The 14519-nt window shown below is 31.6% G+C and carries 13 protein-coding genes; 5 read left to right on the forward strand and 8 right to left on the reverse strand.

Annotated features, from left to right (window positions below):
- Positions 1-68: 68 nt before the first annotated feature.
- The 4 genes from WAF17_RS14395 to WAF17_RS14410 form a co-directional block, all read right to left on the reverse strand.
- A complete protein-coding gene (locus tag WAF17_RS14395) occupies positions 69-1181 on the reverse strand; it encodes an endonuclease/exonuclease/phosphatase family protein (RefSeq protein ID WP_338760867.1) in 1113 nt (370 codons plus the stop codon).
- Positions 1182-1225: 44 nt separating this feature from the next.
- On the reverse strand, positions 1226-3100 hold the full coding sequence (locus WAF17_RS14400) for a SpoIIE family protein phosphatase (protein WP_338760870.1): 1875 nt from the start codon (positions 3098-3100) through the stop codon (positions 1226-1228).
- Between the two features lie 252 nt (positions 3101-3352).
- Positions 3353-4252, reverse strand: coding sequence for an SDR family NAD(P)-dependent oxidoreductase (locus WAF17_RS14405; protein ID WP_338760873.1), 900 nt, complete (start codon positions 4250-4252; stop codon positions 3353-3355).
- 204 nt (positions 4253-4456) lie between these two features.
- Positions 4457-5089, reverse strand: coding sequence for a TetR/AcrR family transcriptional regulator (locus tag WAF17_RS14410; RefSeq protein ID WP_338760876.1), 633 nt, complete (start codon positions 5087-5089; stop codon positions 4457-4459).
- Positions 5090-5870: 781 nt separating this feature from the next.
- On the opposite strand from WAF17_RS14410, the gene WAF17_RS14415 reads away from it, so the two are divergent.
- The 3 genes from WAF17_RS14415 to WAF17_RS14425 all read left to right on the forward strand — a co-directional run bounded on the left by WAF17_RS14415 (position 5871) and on the right by WAF17_RS14425 (position 8488).
- On the forward strand, positions 5871-6890 hold the full coding sequence (locus WAF17_RS14415) for a rod shape-determining protein (protein WP_338760879.1): 1020 nt from the start codon (positions 5871-5873) through the stop codon (positions 6888-6890).
- 199 nt (positions 6891-7089) lie between these two features.
- On the forward strand, positions 7090-7974 hold the full coding sequence (gene mreC, locus WAF17_RS14420; protein ID WP_338760884.1) for a rod shape-determining protein MreC: 885 nt from the start codon (positions 7090-7092) through the stop codon (positions 7972-7974).
- 4 nt (positions 7975-7978) lie between these two features.
- Positions 7979-8488 carry a Rod shape-determining protein MreD gene (locus tag WAF17_RS14425; protein WP_338760887.1) on the forward strand — a complete coding sequence of 170 codons (510 nt, stop codon included), beginning with the start codon at positions 7979-7981 and terminating at the stop codon, positions 8486-8488.
- 63 nt (positions 8489-8551) lie between these two features.
- Here WAF17_RS14425 and rfaD read toward each other — a convergent pair whose 3' ends face one another.
- Positions 8552-9517, reverse strand: a complete 966-nt coding sequence (gene rfaD / locus WAF17_RS14430; RefSeq protein WP_338760890.1) for an ADP-glyceromanno-heptose 6-epimerase — start codon at positions 9515-9517, stop codon at positions 8552-8554.
- 394 nt (positions 9518-9911) lie between these two features.
- Between rfaD and WAF17_RS14435 the strand changes: the two genes are divergently transcribed.
- Positions 9912-10583 carry a hypothetical protein gene (locus tag WAF17_RS14435; RefSeq protein ID WP_338760893.1) on the forward strand — a complete coding sequence of 224 codons (672 nt, stop codon included), beginning with the start codon at positions 9912-9914 and terminating at the stop codon, positions 10581-10583.
- A 115-nt stretch (positions 10584-10698) separates the two neighbouring features.
- On the opposite strand, the gene egtD is transcribed toward WAF17_RS14435, so the two are convergent.
- Entirely contained in the window at positions 10699-11694 is a 996-nt protein-coding gene (egtD, locus tag WAF17_RS14440) for an L-histidine N(alpha)-methyltransferase (protein ID WP_338760896.1), read from the reverse strand.
- A 298-nt stretch (positions 11695-11992) separates the two neighbouring features.
- On the opposite strand from egtD, the gene WAF17_RS14445 reads away from it, so the two are divergent.
- Positions 11993-12949, forward strand: coding sequence for a hypothetical protein (locus WAF17_RS14445; RefSeq protein WP_338760899.1), 957 nt, complete (start codon positions 11993-11995; stop codon positions 12947-12949).
- Here the strand turns inward: WAF17_RS14445 and WAF17_RS14450 are convergent.
- The gene (locus WAF17_RS14450) at positions 12946-13122 is read right to left on the reverse strand and encodes a DUF5522 domain-containing protein (protein ID WP_338760902.1); all 177 of its coding nucleotides are present in this window, start codon (positions 13120-13122) and stop codon (positions 12946-12948) included. The genes WAF17_RS14445 and WAF17_RS14450 overlap by 4 nt on opposite strands.
- 72 nt (positions 13123-13194) lie before the next feature.
- Positions 13195-14418 (reverse strand): hypothetical protein, encoded by a 1224-nt coding sequence (locus tag WAF17_RS14455; RefSeq protein WP_338760905.1) that lies wholly within the window; start codon positions 14416-14418, stop codon positions 13195-13197.
- Positions 14419-14519: the final 101 nt, after the last annotated feature.

Here is a 14519-nt window from a genome sequence, read left to right on the forward strand (position 1 = left end):
AATTGAATAAAAAAAAGGCATTATTTCAAGAGAAATAATGCCTTTTTTGCAATAGAATTATAAAATCCTTATTGTCTTTCCAAATGCACATAAATAGGAAAATGATCGCTATAACCACCTAAAAATTTTGTTCCTACATACATTCTAAACGGATTTCCTTTGTATTTTCCTGATGCTTCTTTCAAAAATTCTTTATCATAGATATTTCCATCTAAATAACGCCAACCTTTTGCATCATTATTAGCTACAAAAAAGCCTTTATTAATAATCATTTGGTCAAGCATATTCCAATCGCCTCTATAATTATATGTTCCTTTTCCTTCTTTTTCTAAAGAGGCAAGGACATTAAAAAGTTGTTTGTCTTTTAAGTCTGGCGAATCAACGGCTTGTAAACCTTTTGTAAGGCTTTCATTGAAAGGCTCATCATTAAAATCTCCCATCAAAAGAATTTTTGCATTTGGATCTTTAGCTTCCAAATCATCTACAATCTGACGAGCAACTAGAGCAGAAACCATACGTTTAGGACGGCTTTTTTCTTCTCCTCCACCTCTTGATGACCAGTGATTTACGATAAAATGAATTTCTTCGCCTTCTAGTTTGCCTGAAACCAATAAGACGTCTCTTGTTTTGTCATTGTCAGCCAATTTTGCTTCGTAATTCTTTGATGAGCTTACTTCAAAAACAGGCTCTTTATAAAGAAGTGCTACATCAATTCCACGCTCATCAGGCGAATCATAATGAACATAATTATATCCGTATTTTTTCAGTTGTGGGTCATTAATTAAATCTTTCAATACTTTTTCATTCTCTACTTCACAAACGCCAATTATTTCTGCGCCGTCTTCATCACCTATCATACTGATTACTTTAGCTATTTTCTTGATTTTTTCTTGATAGCGTTCAATTGTCCACTTTTGCTTTCCAGTAGGTGTAAATGCTTCATCAAATGTATCTGGGTCGTCTTCTGTATCAAATAGGTTTTCTACATTATAAAAAGCAACTGTATGCACAGAAGGGTTTGAGTTATAAGTAGGCATATTCTCAATAGCTTTAGTAGCAGAATCTACTTCTGTTTTTTCGTTAGCTGAAGTTGTATTTCCTTTTTCTGTAGTATTCTTTGAAGGAGAACAGGAAAAAAGAATAGCAGCACTAATTATAGAAAGTAAGAATGTATTTTTCATCAGAGTTTTAATTTTGAAATAATTTGAAAATAGTTGTCGTTTCTTTAAGTATTAAGTTGAAGACCTATCAATAAAACATCATCTACTTGGTCTTCATTTTCTTTCCATTTACTAAAGGTCGTTTTAAATAACTTATGCTGCTCTTCCATTGGTTTTTGGTGATTTTCGAAGAGCATTTGTTTGAATTTAGATTTCATAAATTTTCGTCCTTTTTCTCCTCCAAATTGGTCTTGATAGCCATCAGAATATAAATAAATTGTTGTTGGTTTACTGACATCAATAGTATGTTTTTGAAATTTTATTTTTTTATTTCTATAAAATGCTCCTCCTACACTTGCATTTGTTCCTTTTATTTCGTGTAGTTCATTGTCTTGAATATAAATAAGAGGGTTTTTTGCACCTACAAAATCAATGGTTTGTTTTTCAGAATCATAAACACAGATAGACAAATCCATTCCATCACGATTTTCTGTATGCTCTTGTTGAAGTGACTGAATAACTCCATTATGTAGTTTTTCAACTAATAAATGAGGCTCTGCTAAAGTAGCTTGATTCGAAAACTGATTCAATAAATTATAACCAATCATAGACATAATTGCCCCTGGTACGCCGTGCCCTGTACAATCTACGGCAGCGATGGCAATACGCATATTTCCACTTTCATCTACTTTCCTATCAACCCAATAAAAATCTCCTGAAACAATATCTTTTGGTTTATAAAATATAAAAGAATCAGAAAAAAGAGCTTTTATTATTTCTTTAGGTGGCAAAATAGCACTTTGAATGTGTTTTGCATAATTAATACTTTGATGTAAAGTTCTAGTTTTAGCTTCCAAAGCAAGATAAGAATGTTCTAAGGCTTGATTTTGTGCTCCAATTTGTTGTGTTCTTCTCTCTACTTCTTTTTCTAATCGCTGTTCTGATGTTTGTAATTCTTCATTAATACGATTCATTTCCATCATAGCTTGTTGCATAATGGCTTCTTGTGCTTGCATTTGTTCTGTTCGCTCTTGTAATTCCTCAAACGAATTACGCATCAATTCTTCTTGTTGTTCTATTTGATAGAGTTGAAGTTTATTTTCCTCTGCTTTTAATCGTAGTGTATTTTCTTGTTTTGTTAGTTGTTCATTTACACTTGTTAGTTCTTCAACGGTTTGTCGCATCTCTTCCTCTTGAGATTGTAACTCATTGTTTTTAATAACGATTTCTTTTTTATCTTTCTCTACTTGATTTAAAGCATCTTGAAGAGATTTTTCTGTGGCAGTTAATTCCTCATTTTGTTCTTGAGTTATTGTATTTAGCTGCTCAGTTTCTTTGAGTGTATTTAATAGTTCTTTTTCTGATTGCTCATTACTATTTGAAAGAGAGGCTACCATCATTGCAATCACAGCAATTACGAGTGTAATAATAACTGTAGAGAGAATGTAGTGTATGGTCTGACTCAAAACTAAAAAAGTAGGAAGTTGATTCAACTCTTGTAACCAATACAAGGCTAGTGCAGATACAATGGAAAGGGTAAGTAAAGATATTATTTGTGTGCGTTCCTTTACAGAATAAACAAGAAAAGGAGAAACAGCAACAGCATAAAAGAGGTCTATTATTGTTGATTCTTTTCCTAAGAGAATTGTAAAAGATACGGCAGTGCCCCAAAAAAGGAAAAATGTAAGGATACGTAAAAAAGCAAATTTTTGAATTTTACTTAAATAAAGGTTAAATGCAAAGCCACATCCAATTAAAAAAACTAGAAAAGCAACACGTACGTCTGTAAAAAAATGTATTATTATAAAAGGAGGTACAAAAAATAGAATCAAAAAATTAATTTGATTTAGCAAACGTACACGTTTTCTCTCTCCTCTTTCCATAGAACTATCTATACCAAGAGAGGAAATTTTTTGCCAATACTTTTCGATAAAACCCATTAAGTTTGTTATGTTTTATAAAACTAAGTAGAAATCAAAAGTTTCTACTCAAAAAGTAGTAGTTATAGTTATTTGTTTTTCTTAATAATTATTTTAATTAATCAGAAATTTACCATAATTTATTGAATCTAAAAAATTAAAATGAATCAAAAAAAACTCTTTCTCAAAGAGAAAGAGTTTTCGACCTAACACACAAACACAAACAATAGAGATTATTCTTTAGTAAAAAAGAATATTGCTCTATATGTTACGCTATTTGATAGCAGGAATTTCCTGCTCTTGGGTTGCGCTTCCCAAGTCTTTTGAATGCTTTTGAGTAGAAGAAACTTCATTTCTTCCTGTAAATTTGCTCATTGAGTTATATACGTTAAAAATATTTCCTGCTAGGAAATCGTAAGCTCTTGCTGGCATTACTCCTCTTAATAAAGGCAATAATTTTACCATAAACGGCTCTTGAACCAAAATTTCGTTTGACTTGACAGCCTTAATAATCTCTTCTGCAATTTCTTCTGGAATCAAAAGTGGCGTAAGAAGTGGTGCAGAAGCTCCATTAAACATTCCTGTATCGATATACCCTGGCATTACTGTCGTTACGTGTAAATCTGTTTTCTGACGGTCGTTGATTTGTTCCATCTCCAAACGAAGTGATTCTGACCAACCCAAAACGGCCCACTTGCTACCTGCATAAACAGACATACGAGGATTTGGTGTAAATGCCGAAGCTGAAGAAATATTAACAATATGTCCTGCTCCTTTTTTTATCATTCCAGCTACAAATGCTCTAGCAATGTGCATCACACCCAAAACATTAATACGAACCGTTTTTTCAATATCTTCGTACGAGTGGTCTTCAAAATGCTTTCCTACTACGATTCCTGCATTATTGAATAAAATGTCTATTGTTCCTACTTCTGTTGCTACCCTAGAAGCTGCACTTTGAATGCTCTCTAAATCAGAAACATCAACTTTGTAGGTATGAACTTTATATCCTTTACTTCCAAATTCTAAAGCTACTTCGTCAAGTCCTTTTTGATTAATATCCCAAATTACAAGTTCGGAAGCACCTTCCTCCATACATTTGCGACCCATAATCTTGCCGATTCCACTTGCTCCTCCTGTAATAAGTACAATTTTATTGGTTATTCTTGACATAATAGTAATATAAGTTTAGGTTTCTTTTCTATTTTATTTATTTCTTAGCTGGTTGATTTTTTATATTTTAAAATACTCGGCGTGCAGAGTATTTATATAAAACGATTTTCCTAGGAATAAGTTGTAAAAAATGGAAATTATTTATTTTGATTATAAAATTTTCATTCCCTAATTCCTAATATCGATTTCCTAATTCCCAATATTTTATTTTAGCATTCTTTCTACCATTCTCCAATGTGTAATTAACAAATCTTCTTTTGTAAGAGAAAAATAATGCTCAATAATATTTATTTTTCGTTTCATGACTTGCAAAACACCTGTAAACTGACTCCAAAGAACAAAAGCTGTTTCAAAAGGATTTCCCTGCTCGGCAATACTTCCGTCTTTAGCCCCTTCCTTGATTGCTTTTACCAAAATTGTAATCACTGCATTTCCTTCTTCTAAAGCTTGTAATGATTCGGCTTCGGCAGAAGCAAGGTTAAATGAGTCATTTTCATAGTCCAAAATAGTCGTGAAGTAATTTGGATACTTTTCAGAAAACTCAACATATGTCCTTCCTACAATAATCACTTTCTCATATCCTGAATTTCCCTCTTTAATAGCTTCACGAAGCATTTTTTTGAGAATAATAAAACCTCTCAATATAATAGCTCTATATAACTCTTCCTTGCTTTTGAAGTAAAGATATAATGTTCCTTTGCTAAGTTCGGCAGCTTTGGCTACCTGTGCCATTGTTGCTACTGAAAAACCATGCTTGAAAATTACATCTTCGGCTGCATCAACGATTGCATTTCTTCTATGCACTCGCTCTCGTGCTTTTCGTTCTGCTATTCCCATTTGAAAATTTAGATTCTGGCTAGATTGTGTGTATTGTTTTTTGGTTGAATGCTGGATTTTTAAAATGACCAACAGTCATTATATGAACGTAAAGGTAGCATAAAGGTTTGAGTTTGCAAATATTTTCGATAAAAAAAGTGTAAATAATTTGTAATTTAACATTTGCAAGTCGCTTTTTATCAATTGATTACGATTTTTTGGTACTTTTCTTAGTCTTTTGTATTTTTGTTAAAAATGACCGAGTGTTCAATAGTGTTGAAATTAAACTATCAAAATACTTTATTAATTAAATTTAGGTGGAGGTACATAAAAAGAATATCAAGATTAATTTTACTAAGAGTAGGTATCAGTAGTCGTATTGATAATTTGAAAAAAATAGAAAATAAATTTAATATGAGTTTGATTTCTCTTTAAATTATCTAATTTTGCACATGATTTTGTAGAATAATCCCTCCAACTTTACATAAAAGTTTAGTTTTTAGGTGAAAAAAGGTTATTTAGTTTGAAAATAACCTTAACTTGAAACTATGCAAAGGTAATTTTCTCAAACATCAGCAACTATCAACTACGCACAAATAAATCATTAAAATCTGATTTGTAAAATATAGTTTGTTCTTTATTCAATACAAATCAGATATAGTTATCTAACTAATTTAATTTTAATTAGAATTTCTACTTTACTTTATATTCTAAAGTAAGTTTAATATAAAAATATTTCCATTTATTTTATTGAAGTAATTTTCATAAAATAAAGAAACAATCCTGCTATTCACTCTACTTTATGGGCTTCTTTGACGTATTTACTAGCGATATTGCCATTGATTTAGGCACAGCTAACACACTAATTATTCATAGAGGGAAAATCGTCGTGGACGAGCCTTCTATTATTGCACTTGATAAACAAACAGGAAAAGTAATGGCTATCGGACGAAAAGCCATGCAAATGCACGAAAAGACACACGAAGATATTCGCACTATTCGTCCACTTCGTGATGGTGTGATTGCTGATTTTGATGCAGCTCAACAAATGATAAAAGGGCTTATTAAGATGATAGAACGTAGTCGTTTTAATCTTTCCAACCGAATTGTGATTTGTATTCCTTCTGGCATCACAGAAGTAGAAAAACGTGCCGTAAAAGAATCTGCTGAACAAGCAGGTGCAAAACAAGTCTATATGATAAAAGAACCAATTGCAGCAGCTATCGGTATCGGTATTGATATTGAGCAGCCTGTCGGTTCAATGATTGTCGATATAGGAGGTGGAACAACCGAAATTGCTGTTATTGCCCTTTCAGGAATTGTTTGTGACCAATCTATACGTACTGCAGGTGATGTTTTTAATAAAGATATTTTAGATTATATGCGTCGTCAGCACAATCTTTTGATAGGAGAACGCTCTGCCGAACGTATCAAAATTGAAGTAGGTGCTGCTATGTCAGAGCTTGAAAATGCACCCGATGATTATGAAGTTCGTGGGCGAGATTTGATGACAGGTATTCCAAAAGTAGTAAAAGTTTCATACAGTGAAATTGCTTTTTCATTAGATAAATCTATTTCAAAAATTGAAGAAGCCGTCTTAAAAGCACTTGAAATTACTCCTCCAGAATTGGCTGCTGATATTTACGAAAATGGTATTTATCTAACAGGAGGTGGTGCGCTTTTGCGTGGACTTGATAAGCGTCTTTCTCTCAAAACAAAACTTCCTATTCATATTGCAGAAGATCCTTTACGTGCCGTAGTGCGTGGAACAGGGATTGCGCTCAATGACGTTGCTCGTTTCAAACCTGTTTTATTAGACTAATTTGGAGAATGGGGGTTGGAAATTAGGAATTAGTATAAATTTCAATTTATAGAATGAAAAAATAGTTTTTAGTTCTCTGTAACTCTGTGTTTAATTCGTAATTTTTAATTAGCTACGCTGATTATTTCATAATTCGTAATTCGTATATTGACAAAAGTTGAAAGAATTAATTAATTTTCTTTATCGGTTTCGTAATTTTTTGCTTTTTCTTTTACTAGAAGCAGTTTGCTTTTGGTTGATTATAAATCATAATACGTATCAGCGAATTGTGGTGCTTACTTCGGCTAGTTCTGTTGTGGGAACAAGTTTGAACATGCAAAATTGGATAGCTACTCGTTGGAACTTAAAAGATGAAAATGAACGACTTTTAGAAGAAAATGCAAAACTTCACTCTCTTTTGGCGACACAAATACGCAAAAATCAAGTTGAGGATACGCTTGCATTTGATAATTTGTATCTCAATTACTCTGAAAAACAAAAGGATAGTTTAAGATTACTTTCTCTGTCTGATAAGTTTATAAATCTAGATTCTCTTCAGCTTTTATCTGTTTCTGAATATCAACTCATTCCTGCCAAAGTAATTAAGCATTCTTATTTATTAGAAAGAAATTTCTTGACTATCAATAAAGGAAGTAAACAAGGAATAAAAAAAGGAATGGGAGTAATTACAGGCTCTGGTATCGTAGGAAAAATAGAAGCAGTTTCTAGTAATTATGCAACAATAAGAAGTATTCTACATGTCGATTATCAAGTCGCTTCACAGATAAAGCGCAACGGAATAAATGCAACTACAAAATGGGACGGAATAGATTATAGAAATTCAAATTTATTATATACTTCAGCAAAAGATATAAAAGTAGGTGATACAGTAGTTACAAGTATAGAAAATAACTTTTATCCAAAAGAGTTTTTGATTGGCTATGTAGAAGAAGTCAATTTTACTTCTGCAAAAGGAAATTTTAATGAAGTAAATATACGTTTGGCTACTGATTTTACGACACTTTCATATGTTTATATCATCGAAAATCAATACAGACCAGAAATAGACTCTTTAGAACAAGTTACACTAGAAAAACTGAAATAGGAAAATGAATCCAAGTACAATTACTCACTTTATAAGTTTTTTTATTTATTGGCTTCTTCAAGTCTTGCTTTTCAGAAATGTAGCACTTTTTGATACAGCTTTTTGTTTTGTCTATGTAGGTTTTCTTCTGTTGCTTCCTCTTGAAATAAGCCTTACAACACTTTTGCTTTTGGGATTTGGAATGGGATTAGCCATAGATATTTTTTATGATACGGCTGGTGTACACGCTGCAACAATGGTCATTATTGCCTTTATTCGCCCTTCTCTTATTCAATTCATACGACCAAATGGAGGTTATGATGGTGTAGAAAATCCTACACTTTCAAAACTTGGTTTTAACTGGTTTGTTATGTATGCAGGGATTACCTTATTTCTTCATCATGCTATTTTATTTTTAATACAGGGAAGCAATTTTTCATTATGGCTGTCTAACTTTTTTGTAATAGTAGCTAGTACACTTTTGAGCTTGTTTGTACTTGTAATTGGACAGTATTTATTTTACAGAAAGAAATAAAATAAATATTATTTCAAGTCAAGTTAAGTATCGATACTTGACTTGAAACAGTAAATAAAAACTTTAATAATATTTATTTTCTATCAAATAATTTTTGACATAATCTTCTACACCTTCTTCTAGGGTATGGAATTTTTTAGTATAACCAGCCTTTTTTAGTTTTTCCATGTCAGCCTGTGTGTAGTATTGATATTTATCACGAATATCGATAGGCGTATCCATAAAATCTATTTCAGGAGTTTTGTCAAGAGCATAAAACGTATTCTTTGCTAAATCTAAGAAAGTACGTGCTGTTCCACTTCCAAGATTATAAATAGCTGATTTAGGCTGTTCGTTCATCAAAAACAAACATACTTCTATCAAATCTTTTACATATACAAAATCACGAAGCTGTTCGCCATCTTTAAAATTAGGGTTATGAGAACGAAAAAGTTTCATCTTTCCTGTTTTCAAAATCTGATGATACGTATGAAAAATAACAGAAGCCATACGTCCTTTATGAAATTCATTAGGTCCATAAACATTAAAAAACTTCAAACCAGCCCAAAAGGGAGGTGTTTTTTCTTGTTCCAATACCCAAATATCAAATTCTTGTTTTGATTGTCCGTAAGGATTAAGAGGTTTTAGAAGTGGAATTCGGCTTTCTTCATCTTTATAGCCGTGCTCTCCTGCCCCATAGGTAGCAGCCGAAGAGGCATAAACTAATGGAATAGAATACTCAACACACATTTTCCAAATTTTTTTACTATAACCCACATTTAGGTGTTCGAAAATCTCATAATCAAATTCGGTAGTATCAGTACGTGCGCCAATGTGATATATAAATTCGACATCAATATAATTTTTTTTGAGCCAATCAAAAAAATCTTCACGTTCGACACGTTCACTAATTTGCTTTTCTGCTAAATTTTTATTTTTTTCGATGAAGGAAAAATCATCTACGGCAATAATATGATTATGACCAGCTTCTAAAAGACGGCTAATCAATGCACTGCCAATAAAACCTGCTGCACCTGTTACTACAATCATGTGTATTATATTTTGTGTGTAGGACGAATTAGAACAAAACGAGTATCTATTTTATTTAAGGATGTTTCTATTTATTCGTCTATCAAAAAAATAGACGAAATAAAAATACCAAAATTAAGAATACTAAACCTAATTTAAAAGCCATACAGCAAAGATTTTTGTATATACATCGAATCAGGTTAAAATAAATGTTTAGAAGACAAAATAGGTACTTTGTTTGCTAATTTGATATTATAATACCTTATTTGATAAAAATACTTGCTAAATACAAACTCTGAACTAACTTTTATTTTAATAGACTTTTATAAAATTTTAACGAGCTATTAGTAAAGTATTGATTTTTGATGTATTTTTGAACTAGAAACTAAGACTTTATCACAAATATTACTTACGTATGCAACTGTTTTTTTACTCATTACTTTTGATTTTTAATTGGAATTTTTTCACACTTCCTGCCTCAAATTTATCTATTAGTACAGAAAATAAGGCGATAGAAGTAGCTGAGAAACCCCAATTTAAACTTACCGAACGTAGCACTCCAAATGGCTGTAAGCAAGGAGGATGTAGCTTTGATAGAGGTTATGTCAGTACCCGTTCGACAGATTGGGTAGTTGTAGCTATTTTTGTACAAACAAAAGCTGGATATTGGGAGAAAAAAGAATATACAAGACAAGGAGCAGGGTTTATCGAACTCAAACTTTCTGACTGTAATTATACAGGAAACTATTATGCTTTTGCTTGTTTTCAAGATGATGGAACGTGTTCTTTTCCTGATACTTATAAAGTAGAAAAAATGCACAAACAAAAAGACCAAACTCCAAAATTTAAAGTATTTAAGGTTAATAAATTGCCTTGTGAAGGAAATGATACAGGTGCAATAGCAGAAAAAGGATATGTTTATTCTCCCAACGGAGGGCAAGTAGAAATCACACTTTTTATGGAGAAAAAGGATGGTTCTTGGAGAAAGAAAACCTATCTGTATTTTGGGACAGGAATGGTAGAGCTTGATATGAAAGGATGCGACCTAACAGGAAATTATAAAGCAACTATTAGATACGCAAGTTGATAAGGTTTAAGTCTGATTTTGTGATTCAGAGGTTAAATCAATATGACGAATTGAAAATAAAAGTCATTTGCAATCAAAATTGTAAATGACTTTTTTGTGTACCATAAATTAGCATTTATTTTACTCTCAAAAGCATATCCATAAAATAGCCTTTACAGTCAGTATAAGATTCTATAAATTCAAAACCTGCTTCATTTGTGATTTCTTTCATGTCGGATGCACTATATTTTCTAGATATTTCTGTATGAATAGTTTCTCCCCATTCAAATTGAATAGTTGTATTTAATTTCTTTAAAAAAACTTCTTGTTTTGCAGCACTTACAATATAGCTTCTTACTTCTCCTGTTTCTGGAATGTAAGTAGAATAAAAATCAAATTTTTCTACATTAAAGTTTCCATCTAATTCTCTATTTATTCTTTTGAGAAGATTTATATTAAATGCTTTTGTTACGCCATTAGCATCGTCATATGCCATTTTGATAATCTGTGGATGTTTTTTTAAGTCAAAGCCTAAAAGTAAGTAATCATCTTTACGTAAATTTTGAGCTAATTGGGTCAGAAAATTAAGGCTTTGTTCATTTCCAAAATTTCCGATATTAGAGCCTAAAAAGAGAACAATATTCCTTACTTTTTCATTTTGTAAAGAATTTGTTTTCAATTTCGCTAAGGCTTCAAAATACTCTCCTTCGATTCCTTCAAAATCAAGTGAAGGAATTGTTTTATTGAACCTCATCTTTAACTGATGAAGAGCTTCTGCTGAAATATCAATTGGACGATATGAAAAAGAGGTGTTTTGTTCTACAAAATGAGAAAGCAAAACTTGAGTTTTGAGACCATCTCCTGCACCTAATTCTATCAAATTAAATGCTTTCGTATCTTTCGAAAACTGCTGATAAAAGTTTTGCTTATGGGATTCAAATATCTCATATTCACTACGAGTTAGGTAATATTCGGGCAAATTCATTATGGCTTGAAATAACTTACTGCCTTCATCATCATAAAAATATTTAGAAGAAAGCTTTTTAGGAGTAGTCTCTAAACCTTCTAAAATATCTTTTTCGAAGGTAGAGAGTTGATTTGTTAGTTCAGAATTTGGAGTAGAGGAGGTCAAAAGTATAGCGTTTAAAAATAAATGATATTAATTTTATACTTCTGCTAACTTATGGAATCACTTTTGGTTTATTTTTTAGATAAAAATATAATGCTTCAAAAATAGTCCTTTCTCAAAGGAAGAAGAGTTAAATAAATGACTCTTTTCAAATAAATAATATTCTGAAAATCAATGAATTAAAAATGCAATACATAGCTGGTAATTTTTAATTGTTATCAATTATTGTTGTTTATCGTTTTTTGAATCTGTATTTTTGAAAAAGCATCTAATTTTGAATTTCTCTTTTCCCTTTGTTTTTATGAAAAAAACTACATCATCTTTGGTTTTATGGGTCTTGTTTTTTGTTGTTTCACTAAGTTTGGGTTATGATATTTTTTCACGCAAACAAACGCTTGAGCAAACAACAGCTTTAGTAGGGCAGTCAAATGAGCGTTTGAGAGAGTTTTTTAGTCTTTATCAACAAGATAAAAATAAAATAGGCTATTTTAAGATAAACTGGAAACAAGCAAAAGGAGATTCATTAAGACATCTTCAAAGTATGGAGTATGCTTATGAAAAAAGTCAGTCTTTAAGAGAACGTATTGATGCTTTTCGTCAAGAAATGATAGGAACAAATTATAACTCAGCAGAAAATAAAGAATCTATTTTTTTATCTCAAAATGCACAAAACTTACTAAAAGACAGTCTTCAAGCCTATCATTACAATATTATTTCTGAGGAGTGTAAAGATTGTGCGCTCGGCTCTGATGCTTATTCAGATACTGAATTAGAAGTTTGGAAATTAGAGAATACACTTCCTTTGGTTTGGAATACAGCCTTGCTTAGTTTGGAAGCCAAAACGTGGCTTTTACAACACCGAGTTATAGATTTTCACTCTAAGAAATATATGCGTAAAGAAACAACTAATTTTCCTTATGCCAATGGAAAATTATACGTAAAATCTGAATTTAGAGTGGTTGAGGAGGGAAAGCTGTATAATGCACAAGCGTTTTACGGAATGAGCGTTCCGATGTTGTACAATTATTTGTCGATGAAAACGGACTTTCAGAAAGTCATGGTAAATAACCAAGGAGAAGGGCGTGTTTTATTTACTACTTGGACGAGTAGCTATGACGAGTCAGGGGAGTTTCACAAGACATGGGAAGGCGATATTTATATCATGAAAGATTTTATGTTGTTAGATAATGCCCTTGAGTTTAATGATACAACATTGAATGTAGAAGATGATTATATGCTAATAAGAGAAAGCTATTAATCTAACTTTTGTCTTTGTTTTTTTCTCTTTTTATAATTCCAAGGACAGTTCAAACATACGTTTTTACAGCAATACCCTCTTTTTGAGTGGTACTGGGAAGTAAAAACCATTAATCCTTCTTTATTAAAATAAAAATCGCCTTTTTCTATTGTTGGTAATGGTTTTTCAGTCATTTTCTAATGATATAAATTTGAAACTTGTAGATAGAATCAAAAGAATTTGTTTGTCTTTATTGTTTTAGGTCTTTATAAACTCTTTAAGTAGTTTGCAAATTTTTCTTTATTCAAAACCATTTGCATTTCATCTTTTAGGTCCAAGAGTTCAAAAACTAGTTCTTCTTTATGGCGATTGACTTTTATACCTGTCATTTCTCCTTTTGGGTCATTGGGAGCGCAAAACTGACGATACAAAATAGCATCTTCTCCAAAAACAGTCATTTCTTTATAATCCTCCTGTAATTTTTTGATTTGTGAAAGCAGTGTCTCATTGATTACCTTTAGCTGTTCTTCTGGAAGTGCATCTGTATAATTCTCAGAGCTATCAGCATTATATTCAAACTGAATTTGTAAAAGTTCATACAAATCTTCATTTTTATAGGCTTCTGTTAGACGGCGCATCACCTCATTTTTTTCAACTTTTCGCTTTTCATCTTGTTCCAAATCGGGATGTAAATCTTTGGCAAGACGAGTATATAGAATGCGTAACGCCTGTGCAGTATCGAATGGCTTATTTTTTTTATCTGAATGAAAAACAACTCTTTTTTTGTTTCCTTTATCAAGGTCTTCTATTCTAAATCCTTCACTATCACTACCTAAATCATCCGAGTCATCATTTATATCAAAGCGTTTTTTACCGTTTTTTTTATTTTTTTCTCTGTCTTTTCTCCAATCAAAAAGTAAATCATTTACAGCCTCTGCAAATTCTTTGGCTGCATCACTAGCCGAATTGAATACATCTGTATCCAAATTTCTATTGTGCTTAACATACTTTTTATACATCTTACGAGCAGGTTCGAAACGATACTGTTGCAAAAGCTGATGACTACGCTCTTCGATGAGTTTTCGTATATGTTCTTTTTGCTTGAAGGTGAAAAATTGCTTTTCATAAGCTTCATCTAAAATACGTACATACTCAAATTTTTGAGTTGCAATTCTATCAATTATTGGCATTAAATCCTTACGGACGTGCTGACGAGCCTTCTCTATTTGGTTTCGTGTCGTTCCAATATCTTTTTTGATATACTGCAAACGCTGCATACGAAACTTATAGACACGTTCTTGGTGTGTGCTTTGTTTGTTTTTATCATCATCACTATTTCCATTTCTTGATTGCTTAGAAAGTGGAATAAGTACATTTTTCGTTTCTTTTTGCTGTTTACTCTTGTATTTATTCAAATCCAAACTACTAAAATCATCAGTCATTGATGTTTTACTAGTTGTTTTAGAATTTTTTGTATCGTCTTTTTTCATATCAGTTTTATACCCAAATATAAGTTTAGCAGATAAACGAGATTTTATGAGTTAGGGTTTTGGTTTGTAGTATCTTTTCATTTGCTAAAATGCTTTGAATT

This window comes from Bernardetia sp. ABR2-2B (assembly GCF_037126435.1).
Taxonomy (GTDB): domain Bacteria; phylum Bacteroidota; class Bacteroidia; order Cytophagales; family Bernardetiaceae; genus Bernardetia.